Consider the following 17824-nt stretch of genomic DNA (forward strand, 5'->3'; position numbering starts at 1 on the left):
TCAACTAACGCTCCTGCTGGTGAGTGGGGCTGGGGAAGCTGCCGGTCTGGCCGGTACCGGCCTGTCGACCCTGCTGAATGCCCCTACGGAGATTGGTCAGCCGGCCGCGTACGTCATCAGGCGCACGGGAGACCTGCGGACCGGTTTGGTGCTGTTGCTGCTGTGCCGTGCCCGCGACGAGGTTGGCTCGCGGGACGCGGCGCGGCAGGCCTGAGGTGGTGACCCCGCCCGCCGACGGTTGACGGACGCGTTCTGCCTGCCGGACGAGGTCGTCGTTCGGCGAGGTGCGCCAGTTGGCGGAGGCCGGTGCGGCTGCCGGCCGTTGCGGTGGTGCTGTGGGGGTCTGAGGCGGCTGCTGCGAGGGCTGCGAGCCGTTGGTGTGGACGCCGTTGCTCTGGGCGCCGTTGTGAGCTCCGTTGGGGGAGCCGTTCTGGGCGGCGCCGTTCGCCTGACCGTGGAACCAGTTGGTCTCCAGCGTGTCGTACAGCGGCGTACGTCCGTCACCGGGGCCCGTCGCCGGAGGCAGCGCCTCGGGCTGCTGCGGACGCGTGGGCCGCTGCTGCGGGGGCGCCGGGCGCTCGAACTGGCCGGTGGACGAGGGGTCCTGGCGGTTGCCGTAGCCGGGCGTCGCGAACTGGCCGGTGGACGACGGGTCCTGGGAGGCGCCGTAGCCGGGCGTCGCGAACTGGCCCGTGGACGAAGGGTCCTGGGAGGCACCGTAGCCCGGGGTCGCGAACTGGCCCGTGGTGGACGGGTTCGGGGCGGCCGGAGCCGTGCCCGAGGAGCCGTACACGTCGGGGCGGACGAACTGACCGTTGTTCTGCCCGTTGTTCTGCGGCGTGTTCATGCCGGGGCGCGGGGCGTCGAAGTCGGGGCGGGGGAACCCCGAGGTGGCTGCGGGACCCTGGCGGTCGTCGATCCGCGGCATCTCCGAGGTCGCGGCCGGGTCCTGCCGGTCGTCGATCCGGGGCATGCGCGAAGTGGAGTCGGGTTCCTCGTGACCGCGCGGGGTGTCGAGGGACGCGCGCGGCACCGGCGGCTGTGCGTTGTCGTCGCTCCAGCTCGGCCGGGACTGCTGCGGGCTGCCACCGGGCAGCTCGGCACGCGGACCACCGCGTCCGGGCAGCTGCGGCCTGCGACGGCCGCCGCCCTTGTTGCCCGCGGGCTGCTGCGCAGGAGTGGCCGCGGGGCCGCTGTTGTCACCGAAGTCGAAGCCCTGGCGGGTCGCGGGTCCGTCGCCGAAGCCCTGGGGAGCACCGGTTCCGGCGGCCTGCAGGCCCTGCGGGCCCTGCCCGAAGGCACCCGCACCGGCCGGGGCCGGCTTGCCCTGGTTGCCGGGACCCTGCGGTCCACGCGCCGCACCCGGGGCACCCGGGCGACCGCCCTGGTTGCTGCCGGGGAGCGCGGCTCGCGGACCCTGACCGGCGCCGACCTGTCCGCGCTGCGGCGGGGCACCGAGGAGACCGCCACCACCGGCGGGGGCACCCGCCCCGAGGGACGGACCGCCACCCTGGCCGCCGCGGCGGGCCGCCGCGACACCGGCCGAGGCCTGTGCGGCGGCCGGACCACCGGAACCGCCCGGACCCGGCTTGCCCGGAGCCTTCTTGCCGCCCTGGGCGACATCGACGGGGAGCATGACGAGCGCGGTGGTGCCACCGGAGTCGGACGGACGCAGCTGGATGCGGATGCCGTGCCGCTGCGACAGACGACCGACCACGAACAGACCCATGCGGCGGGAGACGGAGACGTCCACGGTGGGCGGCGAGGCGAGCCGCTCGTTGATCGCGGCCAGGTCCTCGGGGGAGAGGCCGATACCGGTGTCGTGGATCTCGATCAGCACGCGGCCGTCGGGCAGCGCGTGACCGGTGACCTTGACCTTGGTCTGAGGGGAGGAGAACGAGGTGGCGTTCTCGAGGAGCTCGGCGAGCAGGTGCACGAGGTCGTTGACGACCCGGCCGGCGACCTGCGTCGTCGGGACCGAGGACAGCTCGATGCGCTCGTACTGCTCCACCTCGGAGGCGGCGGCGCGGAGCACGTCGACCAGCGGGACCGGGCGGGTCCAGCGACGGCCGGGCTCTTCACCGGCGAGAACGAGGAGGTTCTCACCGTTACGGCGCATGCGGGTCGCGAGGTGGTCGAGCTTGAAGAGGGAGGACAGCTGGTCCGGGTCGGCCTCGCGGGACTCCAGCTCGGAGATGAGCGAGAGCTGACGCTGGATGAGGCCCTGGGAGCGGCGCGAGAGGTTGGTGAACATCGCGTTGACGTTGCCTCGCAGGAGGGCCTGCTCGGCGGCCAGTCGTACGGCCTCGCGGTGCACGTCGTCGAAGGCCGCGGCCACCTGGCCGATCTCGTCCCGGGAGTGCACACCGACGGACTCGACGGAGGTGTCGACGTCCTGCGGGTCGGACTCGGAGAGCTGCTTGACCAGCTCGGGCAGGCGGTCCTGGGCGACCTTGGTCGCGGTGTCCTGGAGCCGGCGCAGCGAGCGGATCATGGAGCGGGCCACGACGAAGGCGCCGACCAGCGAGACGCCGAGGACCAGCAGGATCAGCGCACCGGAGATGATCGCTTCCTGCTGGGAGGCGTTCTTCAGCTCACGGGCCTTCTGCTCCATCTGGTTGAGCAGCGTCAGCTCGATCTTCGACATCTGCTCGATCTTGGCCGTGTCGTCGTCGACCCAGTCCCTGTACGAGCGCTGGTCCTGGGTCCTCAGACCGCCCGTCGAGCCGAGCACGCGGTTGGCGTACGCGTCGGCCGACTGGATGGTCGGGTTGCCCTGGTCGATCGGCTTGGTGAGGTCCTCCGCCCCGGAGCCGTAGATGCTCGCGAAGCTGGTGCGCTCGGAGGCCTCGCTGTCCTGCGCGGAGTTCGCGTACAGCCGGTCGTTCTCGGAGAGGGTGCCGAAGGTGGTGTTGTTCGCGGGCAGCGCGGCGGCGATGACGGCGCGCTGGACGGAGGCGTACTCCTTGGCGGAGGAGAAGGCCGACAGGGCGCGGGTGCGGGAGATCATCTCCGGGTTGCTGGTCGCCTCGGCCATGTCCTGGGAGAGGCCGATCAGCTGGGTGATCAGGCGGTGGTACCCGTCGACCGTCTGCGAGGAGTTCTTGGAGTCGCTGTAGGCGCCGTTGCGGATGGTGCTCAGCTTGTTCAGCTCGCCGGCGATGGCCACGAGGCTGTCACGGACACCGGTGAGCTGTCCGTTCGCGCTGGCGGTGTCGATCTCCTGCGTGCCCTGGATGAACTGCTGCTTGGCGACGTCCGTCGCGTCGCGGACACCCTTGACCGTGATGTCGTTGGGCTTCGCGCCGTGCGCGAGCGGGCCGGCCGACTGGTCGCGCTCCTTCTGGAGGGCGGCGGCGAGCTCGGTCGCCTGCTGGGTCATGTCGGTCAGCAGCTTCATGTTGTCGAGCTGCTGGATGTCGTCCATCGACTGGTTGATGCGCAGGGCACCCAGGGTGGTCGCGGCGACCACGGGGAGCGCGAGCAGCGACACCAGACGCGTGGAGATGCGCCAGTTGCGCAGAGCTATTCGGGGGCCGGGGCCGGGGGGACCCTGCGGCTTCGCGGGTGGTTGGTCGGGAGTCGTCGCGCCGGGGCGCGCGGAGCGCTCACCGCCGCCGAGCTCTGATTGTCCCGGGTTCTGGGCGTGCTGGGGCGAGGAACCGCGGTCGGTCCCGCCGTGCGGCTCCGGCTCCGCCGAAGCGCTGCCATCCCTCTTGAAACGTCCCTGCACTAGCGTCGCAACCTCTGGACCAGGCGCCCCTCCGCGAAAACGGCGGGACGGTGTCGGCGTCGTTCAGGGGCGCAGATACGCCCCCAGGTGTGGTCGTGAGTGACCGGCGCAACTCCCCCTTCCCGCCGCCACCCGGCGCTGAGTCGCGCCCCCTGTGCGCCGGTTGGATCCCGCGGCGGTCCGTGGAATTCCAGCACAGTGCAGGATCTCCAACAAGGCCCATGTACCAGGCTGTGACCACCGTGACACCTTGTGAGGGATGCGTTACGAGACGTAGAAAGTGATCTCGTACATAAGGGGCGTATGCCTACGAGCCGTGGGCGCGCGAGGGGTGTCCCAGTCGCGATGATCAGGAGCGGAATGTTGGGTTCAGTAGAGCAATGTCCGTTTCGTCGCGACGAGTTGACGGCCTGAATTGACCGGTTTGCCTGCTAGTAAGTGAGCAAACTCACATGGCGATCATGCGGTCTTCACGACTCCGACCGGGAATTGCATGTTTAGCCTGACGCTTTACAGGGATGGCAAATCCGACAACCCGCGCCGACCAGGCGGTCCTTGACCTCCCGCGGCGCCCACCACCACGAGGTCTAGGACAACAGTGAAGACGACGATGATGTTCCGCAACATAGCCAACCCGCGACGCACCACGCTGGCGCACCTCGAGGACGCCGACGCGCTGCAGACGCCGGAGCAGCCGGAGCACTCGGTCGACCTCCCCGCCCAGACCGCCAACCCCCGCCGCACCATCCTGATGGAAGCCCCGGTCACGGCCGCCGCCGAGTAGTACGCACGCGGAGCGCCGCCGACTCACCGCGGCGACGGACGGCCGCCACCCACGGCCTGAGGCCGACCGGCAAGGCGGCTGACGGCCGGCCACCACCCACGCATTGCGGCTCTCCGGCACACGCGGCCGAGGGACGATGCCACACGCGGCCGAGGGCCGATGTCGCACGCGGCTCGTGGCCCACCGGCAGCGCGGCCGGGGGCCGACCGCCCCCGGCCGACGGCCGCCCGCTCCATGTCGTTGAGGGGCCGACGTCGCACACGGCTTGCGGCCCACCGGCGGATATACGCGAGGCTCGCCCCCCTCCCCGCGTTAGCCTGGAGCGTCAGACTCCAGCCAGCTCAGTGAGGGGCGCAAGGATCCCGTGCGCATCGCCAGGTTCTCCATCGACGGCAACGTCGCTTTCGGCGCGGTCGAGGGCGACAAGCCGGACGAGCTCGTCCTCGACATCATCAAGGGCATTCCGTTCGCGGACTTCGAGCTCTCCGGTACGAAGGTCCCGCTGAGCAAGGTGCGGCTGCTGCCGCCGGTGCTCCCCAACAAGGTCGTGGCCTTCGGCCGCAACTACGCGGAGCACGCGAAGGAACTCGGCAACGAGGTGCCCGACGCCCCGTTCGCCTTCTTCAAGCCGTCGACCTCGGTGATCGGCCCCGGCGACGAGATCCAGTACCCCTCCTTCTCCAGCGAGCTGCACCACGAGGCCGAGCTCGCCGTGGTCATCGGCCGCATGTGCCGTGAGGTCCCGCGCGAGCGCGTCAAGGACGTCATCCTCGGTTACACCTGCGCCAACGACGTCACCGCGCGCGACGTCCAGAAGCGCGAGAAGCAGTGGGCCCGGGCCAAGGGCTTCGACAACTCCTGCCCGCTCGGCCCCTGGGTGGAGACGGACCTCACCCTCGCCGCGATCGCCGAGGGCATCACGATCCAGTGCACGGTCAACGGCGCGCAGCGCCAGCTCGGCCGCACCAGCGAGATGATCCACTCCATCGAGGACCTGATCGTCAACATCACCGAGGCCATGACGCTGCTCCCCGGCGACGTGATCCTCACCGGCACCCCGGCTGGGGTCGGCCCCCTGAACGTCGGCGACGAGGTCGCCGTCACCATCGAAGGCATCGGCACTCTCACCAACAAGGTGATCAAGCGTGGCTAACGCGAACTCCCCCAAGTCCTCGACTCCGCTCGGACAGGGGGTGCCCCCACGCGTACGTTTCTGTCCGTCCCCGACCGGCAACCCCCACGTGGGCCTGGTCCGCACCGCCCTGTTCAACTGGGCGTTCGCCCGGCACAACGAAGGCAGCGGAGCCAAATTCGTATTCCGCATCGAGGACACCGACGCGGCCCGCGACTCCGAGGAGTCGTACAACCAGCTGCTCGACTCGATGCGCTGGCTGGGCTTCGACTGGGACGAGGGCCCGGAGATCGGCGGCCCGCACGCGCCGTACCGCCAGTCGCAGCGCATGGACATCTACAAGGATGTCGCCCAGAAGCTGCTGGACGCAGGCCACGCGTACCACTGCTACTGCTCCACCGAGGAGCTGGACGCCCGCCGCGAGGCCGCCCGCGCCGCCGGCAAGCCCTCCGGCTATGACGGCCACTGCCGCGACCTCTCCGCCGAGCAGAAGGCCGCCTACGAGGCCGAGGGCCGGACGCCCATCGTCCGCTTCCGGATGCCCGACGAGGCCATCACCTTCGACGACCTGGTGCGCGGCGAGATCACCTACCTCCCGGAGAACGTTCCGGACTACGGCATCGTCCGGGCGAACGGCGCACCGCTCTACACGCTGGTCAACCCGGTCGACGACGCCCTGATGGAGATCACCCACGTCCTGCGCGGTGAGGACCTGCTCTCCTCCACCCCGCGGCAGATCGCCCTCTACAAGGCGCTGATCGAGCTGGGCGTGGCCAAGGAGACCCCCGCCTTCGGCCACCTGCCGTACGTCATGGGCGAGGGCAACAAGAAGCTCTCCAAGCGCGACCCGGAGTCCTCGCTCAACCTCTACAGGGAGCGCGGTTTCCTCCCCGAGGGCCTGCTGAACTACCTCTCCCTGCTCGGCTGGTCGCTCTCGGCGGACCGCGACATCTTCTCCATCGACGAGATGGTCGCCGCCTTCGACGTCACGGACGTGAACCCGAACCCGGCCCGCTTCGATCTGAAGAAGTGCGAGGCGATCAACGCCGACCACATCCGCCTGCTCGACGTGAAGGACTTCACCGAGCGCTGCGCCCCCTGGCTGCGAGCCCCGTTCGCCCCCTGGGCGCCGGAGGACTTCGACGAGGCGAAGTGGCAGGCGATCGCCCCGCACGCCCAGTCGCGGATGAAGGTCCTCTCCGAGATCACGGACAACGTCGACTTCCTGTTCCTGCCGGAGCCGGCCGTCGACGAGGCCTCCTGGACGAAGGCCATGAAGGAGGGCAGCGACGCCCTGCTCCGCACGGCCCGCGAGAAGCTGGACGCCGCCGACTGGTCCTCCCCGGAGTCCCTCAAGGAGGCCGTCCTGGCCGCCGGTGAGGAGCACGGTCTCAAGCTCGGCAAGGCCCAGGCACCGGTCCGCGTCGCCGTCACCGGCCGCACCGTGGGCCTGCCCCTCTTCGAGTCCCTGGAGATCCTGGGCAAGGAGAAGACCCTGGCCCGCGTCGACGCCGCACTGGAGCGGCTCACCGCATAGGCACATGGTGTACGCACAGGGGGGCGGTGTCCGGTTCGGACGCCGCCCCCCTGGTGTGCGCCGATCCGTCACCCGGAGTTCACCATTTCCGTCAACTCCCGCTCTGGCGGAGCAGTTGTATGTCCCCCGTGCTCATGATGCGTCTGTGCACCATGCCTCAGGGGAGGGGAACGTGACCCGTTCACGAAGACTTGCCGCAGTGGCCCTCAGTGGGGCCGTGGCCCTGTCGTGCGCCGTGCTCACCACGCCCGCGCACGCCGCGCCGAGTGTCGACACACCCGTGGCCACCGTACAGCTGAGCAGCACGCTGCCGACCGAGATCGACTACACCTGGGCGGGATCCTCCGGGTTCCGCTACCGGCTGCCCGAGAGCTCGGGAACGCTCCAGTGGGCCGACTATCCGGGTGTCACGCCGCCCGCGCACGCGGGCCCGGACGACCTGACCACCGGCACCGACGTCATCACCAGCGTCTCCGGCGCCACCGTGACCCAGCAGCACCGCTCCACCGGCGTGACCGCCACGGTCACCGTCCCGTCCGGCCAGACGTACCGGGCCGCCTCCGGCTGGAGCGTGCTCACCCAGGACGCCGCGGGCGCCCCGCACGTGCTGCGTGCCGCCGCCGACGGCACCACCACCGATCTTCCGGTGACCGGGCTCCCCGACGGTGCCCAGCTGACCGGCACTTTCGTCACCGGCGGCTCGGTGCGCCGCCTCGCCGTCGTCTACACCCTCGACGGCGCCACCGACGTGGGGCTCGTGGACCTCGCGGACGGGACCTTCCGTACGTACCTCACCGGCGTCGGCAACGCGCCCCGGATCGTCTTCAACGACCGCTGGGTGGTCAACGGCACCAAGGCGATCCGCGTGGACTCCGCCCCCGGTACCGCCCCCAGCACCATCACGGCGTCTTTCCTGGGCGAGGCGCAGGCCGTGGTCGGCGACCAACTCCTCACCGGCAACGCGATGTTCCTGCCCGGCGGCGCCACCCCCGAACTCACGGCCGTCTCGCTCACCGACAACACGGCCCACACACTGCTCGCCAACTCCAAGGGCTCCTTCCTGGCCACCCCGGACGGCGGCGCCCTTGCCACCGCAGGACCGTCGAGCGTCGACTGGCACGTGTACCGGGTCACCCCCGCCGGGGACGGCTCCGCCACCACCGAGAAGGCGCTCGACCTGCCCGCCTCGCAGGCCGCGCCGGACGGCATGACGCTCGCCGGGGGCGAGCTGCTGATGTACGGCAACACGACGCACACCGGCGGCATCTACGGCTTCTACGGCATCCCGCTGGACACCGCCGGCAGGCCCACCGGCCTGCAGTCCCGTCACGGCCCGACGCTCCAGGGCTCGACCTGCCCGGGCGGCGACGCCGCGTGCCCGCAGCTCGAAGCGCTGGGCGACGGCCGGGTGGCCTACCTCTGGACCGACGCCCAGGGCGAGGAGCACGTCCTGGCCGTCGGGCTCGACGCGACGACCATCGCCGACGAGCCCACCGGCGACGCGGGCGGCCGCATCGGCACCGGCACCGGGCGCTACGTCCTCTACAACGGCGGCACGCCCGGCAGCCAGCGGGTCGCCGACTTCCCGCGCGGCGCCACCGCCGGCGGGACCGCGCTCGACCGCACCCGCACCGCCGCCGCGGTCTGGGGCCAGCGTGTGTGGACCCCCGGCAGCACCCAGGGCACCGTCGTGGCGTACGATCTCAAGGCCAAGAAGAACGTCGCCACCGTCGACACCGGGGCCCCCTGCACGCCCAGCGAGATCCAGGCCGTCAACGCCTGGCTGTACTGGAGCTGCGGCTCGGCCGGCCCCGCGGGCGTCTACGACCGTGCCGCGAACCGCGCCATCACCGTTCCGTCCGGGCAGGCCCGCCTCGCCGACGGCTATCTCGTCCGCGAGAACCGCACCACGCACGAGCTGCTGCTCACCGACTTCCACACCGGCACGGCGACCACCCGGACCGTGGCCGTGCTGCCCACCGCGGACCAGAACACCGGCGGCAGCACCGGCCGCTGGGCGGTCGACCGGTTCGGCGGCAACGTCGCCTACCTCACGGACAGGCATCAGGTGGCGATCGTCACGGCGGGCGTGCCGACCTCGGCGCTCGCCCAGATGGAGGCACAGACCGACCCGCAGCCGGGCGGCCCCACCACCGCGAACCCCTGGCGGCCCGTGTGGCAGCTGAACAAGCCCTCGACATGGCGGCTGACCCTGAGCAACGCCTCCGGCACCGCCGTGCGCACCCTCACCGGCGCCTCCACCGCCGCCGCGGTCCGCCCCACCTGGGACGCCCGTACGGACTCCGGCACTTACGTTCCGTCCGGTACCTACACCTGGAAGCTGACCGCCGAGCCGCGCGACGGCCAGGGGCCGGCCCTCGCCCTGACCGGTACGACCACTGCCGGCTGAGGGACAGCCGCCCGCGCCCGGGGATACGGTCGGTGCATGAGCATCGACGCGGTGGTCTGGGACATCGACGACACGATCTTCGATTACACGGCCGCGGACCGGGCGGGCATGCGGAACCATCTGGCGGCCGAGGGCCTGCTCGACGGCGCGTCCGTCGAGCAGGCCCTCGCGCGCTGGCGCGAGGTCACCGACGCGCAGTGGGCGCGGTTCTCGGCGGGTGAGACGGACTGGCAGGGCCAGCGCAGGGAACGCGTCAGGGTGTTCCTGGAGGAGCCGCTGAGCGACACCGAGGCCGACGCCTGGTTCGACCGTTACATCACACACTACGAGTCCGCCTGGAGCCTTTTCCCGGACGTCCTGCCCGTCCTGGACAGCCTCGTCGCCAGCCACCGGCACGCGGTCCTGTCCAACTCCAGCCTCCTCGTGCAGGACCGCAAGCTGCGGGTCCTCGGTGTGCACGACCGCTTCGAGGCGATCCTGTGCGCCGCCGAGCTCGGCGTCTCCAAGCCCGCCGCGGCCGCCTTCCACGCGGCCTGCGAAGCCCTGGAACTGCCGCCGCACCGGGTCGCCTACGTCGGTGACCACCCGGAGATCGACGGACGGGGCGCCGCCGAGGCCGGCCTGCTCTCCGTCTGGATCGACCGGGACGGCACTCACACCGCCGCAGGCGGTCCGCCCACGGGGCCGCACCGGATCGCCTCGCTGGCCGAACTCCCCGCGATCCTCGGCGTCGATACCCGTTTTGGAGCGCCGTCCACCTTCAGGTAATGTTCTTCCTGCGCCACCGAGAGCGGGCCGAAAGGCCGGGACTCGGAGGCGCTAGCTAAAACAAGATCCCCGCAAGGGATTGAGTTTCAGTGGCCTATGGTGTAATTGGCAGCACGACGGTTTCTGGTTCCGTTAGTCTAGGTTCGAGTCCTGGTAGGCCAGCTCGCAGAGCTCATCTGCAAACGCGGAGATCAACTCCGCAACGCCCCCGTTGTGTAGCGGCCTAGCACGCTGCCCTCTCACGGCAGTAGCGCCGGTTCGAATCCGGTCGGGGGTACAGATCCTTCCCAGGAAGGCAGTCCGGGTCGCACCCGCTGTCTCTCATGCAGGATCGCTAGGGCCCCCGTTGTGTAGCGGCCTAGCACGCTGCCCTCTCACGGCAGTAGCGCCGGTTCGAATCCGGTCGGGGGTACTGGTCTAAACCATTTATGGTCTAAACCACCATGGGCTATGGTGTAATTGGCAACACTCCGGTTTCTGGTACCGTCATTCTAGGTTCGAGTCCTGGTAGCCCAGCTCGGATCTGCGGAAACGCAAGATCCAAGGCCCCCGTTGTGTAGCGGCCTAGCACGCCGCCCTCTCAAGGCGGTAGCGCCGGTTCGAATCCGGTCGGGGGTACAGAGTCCTACGGGCCTCCACTTCGGTGGGGGCCCGTAGGCGTTTCCGGTCCGGCCCGCGCCCCGTCGTACGGCCCGACGCGCCCGGCCCGTACGACCGCTCACTCGATGCCGTACCGCCGCGCCGACTCCTGCTCCTGCGCCAGCCGGTGCAGCGCCCGCAGCACCGGCTCGAAGAGCACGGCCGAGGCGACCGCCGTCTCCACCCGCTCCGCGTCGGATGTGTGTGTCTCCAGGTAGTCCAGGTCCCGCATCGCCACCTGGTGCATCAACTCCGCGTACGGCGCGAGGAGTTCGGCGTCCCAGGAATAGCCGAGCCGGATCAGCGTGGCCACCGCCGCCACCAGTGAACGGTGCACGGGGGAGAGGGGCGCGAGTTCCCGTGCGGTCTCCCAGCCCAGGTCCGCCAGCAGTTGGTCCACCTCGCGGCGCGCGGACCGGACGGCCGGGTCCTGATCGTCCGGTTCGGGCTCCTGCGGCAGCGCCCACAGGGCCGCGCCCAGCCGGATCGTCCGGCCCAGGGACTCGTCGTCGACGTGTCCGAGAATTTCCCGGGCCGTGGCCACCGGCACCCGGCCCACCTGGATCAGCGCCCGCACCAGCCGCAGCCGGCGCAGATGGCTCTCGTCGTAGTCCGCCGTCGTCGTGTTGACCTGGCGCCCAGGAGTCAACAGCCCTTCCCGCAGGTAGTACTTGATCGTCGCGGTGGACACCCCGCTCCGCTCGCTCAACTCCGACAGCCGCATCTCTTGCGCCCTTCCTTGGGTGGCGCCACTATCCAAGCACGGCGCCATCGGATAGCGCCGCTCGCCAATGGAGGGGGACGAGATGTCCGGTGCCCGGGTGACCGCAGGCCGTACCACCGCAGCAGCCCAGGGGGACGTGGTCGTCCTGCTGATCGGCATGCGCGTCAACCACTTCTGGGCGGTGCACCAGTGGGTACCGGTGTTCTTCGCCATGCTGCGCATGGTGCGGGACCTGGAGAAGGACGGCAGCCGAGGTCTGCTCGGCCGCGTTCTGCTGACGGCGTCACCGCGGACGTACTACGTCGTCCAGTACTGGGAGTCCAAGGAGAAGCTGTACGCGTACGCGTCGGCGCCCGACATGTTCCATCACAAGGTGTGGGCGATCATCAACCGTAAGGAACGGGCGGGGAAGGTACGGCAGCACGTGGGGATCTGGCACGAGGCGTATGTGGTGCCGGAAGGGTCGTACGAGTCGATCTACGCGGACATGCCGCCCTTCGGGCTCGCGGCCGCGTACGGGGCGTTGCCCGTGGAGAAGCGGGGGCGGCGGGCGGCGGACCGGTTCGCTCATCGGTCGCCCAAGGCGGGAGCGGAGGCCGGGGGAGTGGCGGGCTGACCGGATGGTGAGGGCCCGCTGCGGCTGATTGCGCAGTTCCCCGCGCCCCTGGGGGCGGGGAGGAGCGGAGAAGAGAGGAGAGGAGAGGTGTTCGGGGGATGAGCCTGCCGCGGCGTTGAGGCCGGCTCGTCCCCCGGTGTCGTACGGGACCGGTGTCGTACTGGAGGTGTCGCTCAGCCGCCCGTGCGGCGGAGGGCCTCGGAGAGGCGGGCGGCGGCGTCGATGACCGCCTGGGCGTGCATACGGCCAGGGTGCCGGGTCAGGCGCTCGATCGGACCGGAGACCGAGACGGCGGCGACCACCCGGTTCGAGGGTCCGCGCACCGGAGCGGAGACCGACGCGACCCCCGGCTCGCGCTCGCCGATCGACTGGGCCCAGCCCCGGCGCCGTACGCCCGAGAGCGCCGTGGCGGTGAAGCGGGCGCCCTGGAGGCCGCGGTGCAGACGCTCCGGCTCCTCCCAGGCCATCAGGATCTGCGCCGAGGAACCGGCCTTCATCGTGAGCGTCGAACCGACCGGGACCGTGTCCCGAAGGCCGGACAGGCGCTCGGCCGCGGCGACGCAGATGCGCATGTCGCCCTGGCGGCGGTAGAGCTGGGCGCTCTCGCCCGTGACGTCGCGCAGGTGCGTGAGCACCGGGCCGGCCGTCGCGAGGAGACGGTCCTCGCCCGCGGCCGCGGCCAGCTCGGCGAGGCGGGGGCCGAGAATGAAACGGCCCTGCATGTCACGCGCCACCATGCGGTGGTGTTCAAGTGCCACGGCGAGGCGATGTGCCGTGGGTCGTGCCAGTCCGGTCGCCGCGACCAGTCCCGCGAGGGTGGCCGGACCGGACTCCAGAGCGCTCAGGACAAGGGCTGCCTTGTCCAGAACGCCGACGCCGCTACTGTTGTCCATGCAACGATACTCGCGTCTCACTCTGTGAAACGCAAGTTCAATTTTCGGTGGAACGCGCCACCCTTGTAGACACAGCGGCCCGCGGACCAACGGGCCCGGTGGAGGGCGTCCGGACGAGGGGTGCGGACGCCGCCGCCCCGGAAATCTCTAGTTGGGCCGGCGCCACACAGGCCGGCCGGAGGGAAAGCGATGGGTAGGACACTCGCGGAGAAGGTCTGGGACGACCATGTCGTCCGGCGCGCCGAGGGCGAGCCCGACCTCCTCTTCATCGATCTGCACCTGCTGCACGAGGTGACCAGCCCGCAGGCCTTCGACGGCCTCCGCCAGGCGGGACGTCCGGTGCGCCGTCTCGACCTCACCATCGCCACCGAGGATCACAACACCCCGACCCTCGACATCGACAAGCCCATCGCGGACCCGGTCTCCCGGGCCCAGCTGGAGACCCTGCGCAAGAACTGCGCCGAGTTCGGTGTACGGCTGCACTCGCTGGGTGACGTCGAGCAGGGCGTCGTCCACGTGGTGGGACCGCAGCTGGGTCTGACCCAGCCCGGCACCACCGTGGTCTGTGGAGACTCCCACACCTCCACGCACGGCGCCTTCGGCGCGCTGGCGTTCGGCATCGGCACCTCGCAGGTCGAGCACGTGCTGGCCACCCAGACGCTGCCGCTGGCCCGCCCCAAGACCATGGCCATCACGGTCGACGGCGAGCTGCCCGACGGCGTCACCGCCAAGGACCTGATCCTGGCGATCATCGCCAAGATCGGTACGGGTGGCGGCCAGGGCTACATCCTGGAATACCGCGGCTCCGCCATCGAGAAGCTCTCGATGGAAGCCCGGATGACCATCTGCAACATGTCGATCGAGGCCGGCGCCCGCGCGGGCATGATCGCCCCCGACGAGACCACCTTCGAGTACCTGAAGGGCCGTGCGCATGCCCCCGAGGGCGAGGAGTGGGACGCCGCGGTCGCGTACTGGAAGACCCTGAAGACGGACGAGGACGCGGTCTTCGACGCCGAGGTGGTCATCGACGGCCCGTCGCTGGCGCCGTTCGTCACCTGGGGCACCAACCCCGGCCAGGGAGCGCCGCTTTCGGCGTCCGTCCCCGACCCGGCTTCGTACGAAGACGCTTCGGAGCGCATGGCCGCCGAAAAGGCCCTGGAGTACATGGGGTTGACCGCCGGACAGCCGCTGCGCGACATCAAGGTCGACACCGTCTTCGTAGGTTCCTGCACCAACGGCCGCATCGAGGACCTGCGCGCAGCCGCCGCGATCGTCGGGGGCCGCAAAGTCGCCGACGGTGTACGGATGCTGGTGGTCCCCGGATCCGCGCGGGTCGGTCTGCAGGCCGTCTCCGAGGGCCTGGACGTGGTCTTCAAGGAGGCCGGCGCCGAGTGGCGGCACGCGGGCTGCTCGATGTGCCTGGGCATGAACCCCGACCAGCTGGCCCCCGGTGAGCGCTCCGCGTCCACCTCGAACCGCAACTTCGAGGGCAGGCAGGGCAAGGGCGGCCGTACGCACCTGGTGTCGCCGCAGGTCGCCGCCGCCACCGCCGTACTCGGCCACCTGGCCTCCCCGGCCGATCTCGCCGACTCGTCTGCCGCCCGCACGCCCGCTGGAGTCTGAGAAGTCATGGAAGCATTCACCACGCACACCGGCCGGGCCGTTCCGCTGCGCCGCAGCAACGTCGACACCGACCAGATCATCCCTGCCCACTGGCTCAAGAAGGTGACCAGGGACGGTTTCGAGGACGGGCTGTTCGAGGCCTGGCGCAAGGACTCGTCCTTCATCCTCAACCAGCCCGAGCGCAAGGGCGCCACGGTCCTGGTCGCGGGCCCCGACTTCGGCACCGGCTCCTCTCGCGAGCACGCCGTCTGGGCGCTGCAGAACTACGGCTTCAAGGCCGTCATCTCGTCCCGTTTCGCGGACATCTTCCGGGGCAACTCGCTCAAGAACGGCCTGCTCACGGTGGTTCTGGAGCAGAAGATCGTGGACGCGCTGCAGGAGCTGACGGAGAAGGACCCCGAGGCCGAGATCACGGTCGACCTGGAGGCCCGCGAGGTGCGCGCCGAGGGCATCACCGCCGCCTTCGAGCTCGACGAGAACGCCCGTTGGCGGCTGCTGAACGGGCTGGACGACATCTCCATCACCCTCCAGAACGAGGGCGACATCGCGGAGTACGAGGCCAAGCGGCCGTCGTACAAGCCGAAGACGCTCCAGGTCTGACGCCTGGACCGCTTCGCGGCTGAGGCAGGGCTGATTTCAGCCACCGCAACACCCCTCTGTACCCCCAATCGTGGACGGTTGGGGGTACAGCTGTGTCTGCCCCCGGACGCCCCCGGATCGCCCCTTCGAGGGGCTTCAACTCCCCTAGTTACAAAGGAGATTGCCTGGGTACGCGCCTCTTGGCGACGCGGTGCTCCGGGGCGCTCAGGACCCCCTCCAGGGGCGGCAGTTACCCCCTGGGCAGGCGACAACTCGCCCCAGATGGCACAATCTGTGCATGGAACACGACGGCCAACTCGAGCTCTATGCGGCAGTCGCGGCCCAACTGAAGGAAGCGCACACAAGAGTGCGCGCACTGCAAGTCCCGGAGGGCGTACGGATGGCGCTGACCCGGAAGCTGCTGGTCATTACGGCCGTGGCCAAGCACGATCTCGCCGACGCGACAAGGCGGCTGGAGCGGTTCACCACCGACCTCGACGAGGGTCGATTCCTCGAAGGGGATCGCTGAGGAACTCCGCGACAGCCCGAGTTCGTTGCGGCACAAGGGTGATTAGCCCGTTTCGTGTTTGATTTGCGGTATATATCTGCCTAACGTGCGAAAAAGCTTGAACGCATTCGTTCGGGCAATGTCTCCGAAGGGGAAGACGTGAACAAGGCGCAGCTCGTAGAAGCGATTGCCGACAAGGTCGGCGGGCGTCAGCAGGCCGCCGACGCGGTCGACGCCGTACTGGACGCGATCGTCCGTGCAGTTGTCGGCGGGGACCGGGTCTCGGTCACCGGCTTCGGTTCCTTCGAGAAGGTCGACCGTCCGGCTCGTTACGCCCGCAACCCGCAGACCGGTGAGCGCGTTCGGGTCAAGAAGACCTCTGTGCCGCGCTTCCGCGCCGGTCAGGGCTTCAAGGACCTGGTGAGCGGCTCGAAGAAGCTCCCGCGTGGTGGCGAGGTCGCGGTCAAGAAGGCGCCCAAGGGCAGCCTGACCGGCGGCGCCGCGGCGACCGTGAAGAAGGCCGCGGCCAAGAAGGCCACCACGGCCAAGAGGGCGACGGCCGCGAAGAAGACCACCGCCGCCGTGAAGAAGACGGCCGCGAAGAAGACCACCACCGCGGCGAAGAAGACCACGGCGACCGCCAAGAAGACGACCGCCAAGAAGACCACAGCGACCGCCAAGAAGACCGCGGCGAAGAAGACCACCGCCAAGAAGGCGACGGCCAAGAAGGCCCCGGCGAAGAAGGCGACCGCCAAGAAGGCCCCCGCCAAGAAGTCGACGGCTCGCAAGACCACCGCCAAGAAGACCACCGCCCGCTAGAAGCAGGGGCGCAGGGCAACCCACGCGCCGGGCCGGACTCCCACGGGGAGCCCGGCCCGCGGCGTGTCCGGGACCTGGTGCGAGGGCCTGGTCAGAAGGTCTGGAGCGTCACCAGGGTGATCCGGCGGGCCTCGCCGTCGCCCTCGGTCTCGATGCGCACGCGCTGTCCCGGGCGCAGCAGCCTGAGCCCGCCGGCGTCGAACGCCGCGCCGTCGAAGGGCACCGGCGTGCCGTCGTCGAGCAGAACCTGCCCGCTACGGGTGTCGGGGTCGTACGTGTACGCGGTCGCCTGCATGCCGAAAGCCTATCCAGCGCCGGTGTACGCCGCCGGTGGGCCCGGCGGACCGGGCTTCGGTGAACGCCGGTTCACGCGGCCGAGGGGCGTTCAGGCGCCCGGTTGGCCCGGGATCAGGAGTTTCGCCGCCAGCGTGGCCGTGCGCGGGCCCACTCCCAGGGCGAGCGCCGCGCGCAGATCGTCGCCGGTGTCCACGTCCTGGCGTACGGAATCCACCGCGGCGAGGAGGAGTTCCGCGGCTCCCGAGGCGCGATGACGGGCTCGGGAATCGGTGCCGAAGGCGGGACGCAATTCCCGGCCGGGAGATGCGGCCAGCAGAGTGGTGCCGATTGCGGCCGCATCGGAGAGAAAAGCACGCGGGAATTCGGCGGCGGCATCGAGTACCCGGGCCAATTCCAGGGGACGCAACGCGGGCAGATCGGCGTTCAGGGCGGCCACAGCGCATTCGGGACTTCGGGTGCGTACGGCCGCCGTCCCGTGCGCCAGCGCGGCGTTCAGACCGCCGCCCGGCTCGTCCGGCACGATCCACGCCCCCAGCGCGGCCAGCTCCCGCCCGGCCAGCGCGTCGTCCGTGACGACCGCCACATCATCGACCGCCGCGCAGGCCAGCGCGGCTGCCACGGTGTCCTGTGCGAAGGCGAGGGCGAGTCCGGGGCGCACCGCGTCGGCAGCGGTGTCCGAGAGCCTGCTCTTGGCCCGCGCCAAGGCTTTGAGGGGGATGACCAAGGTCCACTGCACGAGCGCTCCGTTCCTCCCTTGTCGCG

At 70.3% G+C, this 17824-nt stretch carries 15 protein-coding genes and 5 tRNA genes; 15 read left to right on the forward strand and 5 right to left on the reverse strand.

The genetic code is table 11. The features are described 5' to 3' along the window. Window positions 1-4 precede the first annotated feature (4 nt). On the reverse strand, window positions 5-3733 hold the full coding sequence (locus ACZ7M2_RS42825; protein WP_471599931.1) for a sensor histidine kinase: 3729 nt from the start codon (window positions 3731-3733) through the stop codon (window positions 5-7). A 598-nt stretch (window positions 3734-4331) separates the two neighbouring features. On the opposite strand from ACZ7M2_RS42825, the gene ACZ7M2_RS42830 reads away from it, so the two are divergent. The 10 genes from ACZ7M2_RS42830 (at window position 4332) to ACZ7M2_RS42875 (ending at window position 10982) form a co-directional block, all read left to right on the forward strand. Then, on the forward strand, window positions 4332-4517 hold the full coding sequence (locus ACZ7M2_RS42830; protein WP_352047765.1) for a hypothetical protein: 186 nt from the start codon (window positions 4332-4334) through the stop codon (window positions 4515-4517). A 364-nt stretch (window positions 4518-4881) separates the two neighbouring features. Beyond that, window positions 4882-5670, forward strand: coding sequence for a fumarylacetoacetate hydrolase family protein (locus ACZ7M2_RS42835; RefSeq protein WP_471599932.1), 789 nt, complete (start codon window positions 4882-4884; stop codon window positions 5668-5670). After that, window positions 5663-7186 (forward strand): glutamate--tRNA ligase, encoded by a 1524-nt coding sequence (gltX, locus tag ACZ7M2_RS42840; RefSeq protein WP_471599933.1) that lies wholly within the window; start codon window positions 5663-5665, stop codon window positions 7184-7186. The genes ACZ7M2_RS42835 and gltX overlap by 8 nt, the downstream gene beginning before the upstream one ends. Before the next feature lie 172 nt (window positions 7187-7358). Beyond that, the gene (locus ACZ7M2_RS42845) at window positions 7359-9596 is read left to right on the forward strand and encodes a FlgD immunoglobulin-like domain containing protein (protein ID WP_471599934.1); all 2238 of its coding nucleotides are present in this window, start codon (window positions 7359-7361) and stop codon (window positions 9594-9596) included. Window positions 9597-9632: 36 nt separating this feature from the next. Further along, window positions 9633-10364: an HAD family hydrolase gene (locus ACZ7M2_RS42850; protein WP_471599935.1), complete on the forward strand. Its 732-nt coding sequence runs from the start codon at window positions 9633-9635 to the stop codon at window positions 10362-10364. Window positions 10365-10454: 90 nt separating this feature from the next. After that, window positions 10455-10526, forward strand: a tRNA-Gln gene (locus ACZ7M2_RS42855). Window positions 10527-10568: 42 nt separating this feature from the next. Beyond that, window positions 10569-10641, forward strand: a tRNA-Glu gene (locus ACZ7M2_RS42860). Window positions 10642-10703: 62 nt separating this feature from the next. Then, window positions 10704-10776 (forward strand) — tRNA-Glu (locus tag ACZ7M2_RS42865). Window positions 10777-10808: 32 nt separating this feature from the next. Then, window positions 10809-10880, forward strand: a tRNA-Gln gene (locus tag ACZ7M2_RS42870). A gap of 29 nt (window positions 10881-10909) precedes the next feature. Then, window positions 10910-10982, forward strand: a tRNA-Glu gene (locus tag ACZ7M2_RS42875). A 100-nt stretch (window positions 10983-11082) separates the two neighbouring features. Here ACZ7M2_RS42875 and ACZ7M2_RS42880 read toward each other — a convergent pair. After that, entirely contained in the window at window positions 11083-11727 is a 645-nt protein-coding gene (locus tag ACZ7M2_RS42880) for a MerR family transcriptional regulator (protein ID WP_388119207.1), read from the reverse strand. A gap of 82 nt (window positions 11728-11809) precedes the next feature. Between ACZ7M2_RS42880 and ACZ7M2_RS42885 the strand changes: the two genes are divergently transcribed. After that, window positions 11810-12343 carry a DUF4188 domain-containing protein gene (locus ACZ7M2_RS42885; RefSeq protein WP_471599936.1) on the forward strand — a complete coding sequence of 178 codons (534 nt, stop codon included), beginning with the start codon at window positions 11810-11812 and terminating at the stop codon, window positions 12341-12343. A 173-nt stretch (window positions 12344-12516) separates the two neighbouring features. Here ACZ7M2_RS42885 and ndgR read toward each other — a convergent pair whose 3' ends face one another. Then, window positions 12517-13236, reverse strand: coding sequence for an IclR family transcriptional regulator NdgR (gene ndgR, locus ACZ7M2_RS42890; RefSeq protein WP_352047772.1), 720 nt, complete (start codon window positions 13234-13236; stop codon window positions 12517-12519). A gap of 189 nt (window positions 13237-13425) precedes the next feature. Between ndgR and leuC the strand changes: the two genes are divergently transcribed. The 4 genes from leuC to ACZ7M2_RS42910 all read left to right on the forward strand — a co-directional run bounded on the left by leuC (window position 13426) and on the right by ACZ7M2_RS42910 (window position 16765). Continuing rightward, on the forward strand, window positions 13426-14859 hold the full coding sequence (gene leuC / locus ACZ7M2_RS42895) for a 3-isopropylmalate dehydratase large subunit (protein ID WP_352047773.1): 1434 nt from the start codon (window positions 13426-13428) through the stop codon (window positions 14857-14859). A gap of 6 nt (window positions 14860-14865) precedes the next feature. Then, window positions 14866-15459, forward strand: coding sequence for a 3-isopropylmalate dehydratase small subunit (leuD, locus tag ACZ7M2_RS42900; RefSeq protein ID WP_075031174.1), 594 nt, complete (start codon window positions 14866-14868; stop codon window positions 15457-15459). Window positions 15460-15736: 277 nt separating this feature from the next. Continuing rightward, on the forward strand, window positions 15737-15967 hold the full coding sequence (locus ACZ7M2_RS42905) for an SCO5555 family protein (RefSeq protein ID WP_054235400.1): 231 nt from the start codon (window positions 15737-15739) through the stop codon (window positions 15965-15967). A 138-nt stretch (window positions 15968-16105) separates the two neighbouring features. After that, window positions 16106-16765 carry an HU family DNA-binding protein gene (locus tag ACZ7M2_RS42910; RefSeq protein WP_352047774.1) on the forward strand — a complete coding sequence of 220 codons (660 nt, stop codon included), beginning with the start codon at window positions 16106-16108 and terminating at the stop codon, window positions 16763-16765. A 91-nt stretch (window positions 16766-16856) separates the two neighbouring features. Here ACZ7M2_RS42910 and ACZ7M2_RS42915 read toward each other — a convergent pair whose 3' ends face one another. Then, window positions 16857-17060 carry a hypothetical protein gene (locus ACZ7M2_RS42915; protein ID WP_054235398.1) on the reverse strand — a complete coding sequence of 68 codons (204 nt, stop codon included), beginning with the start codon at window positions 17058-17060 and terminating at the stop codon, window positions 16857-16859. 90 nt (window positions 17061-17150) lie between these two features. Continuing rightward, window positions 17151-17798 carry a 2-phospho-L-lactate guanylyltransferase gene (cofC, locus tag ACZ7M2_RS42920; RefSeq protein WP_471599937.1) on the reverse strand — a complete coding sequence of 216 codons (648 nt, stop codon included), beginning with the start codon at window positions 17796-17798 and terminating at the stop codon, window positions 17151-17153. Window positions 17799-17824: the final 26 nt, after the last annotated feature.

It is taken from the genome of Streptomyces sp. NPDC111507 (assembly GCF_055638955.1).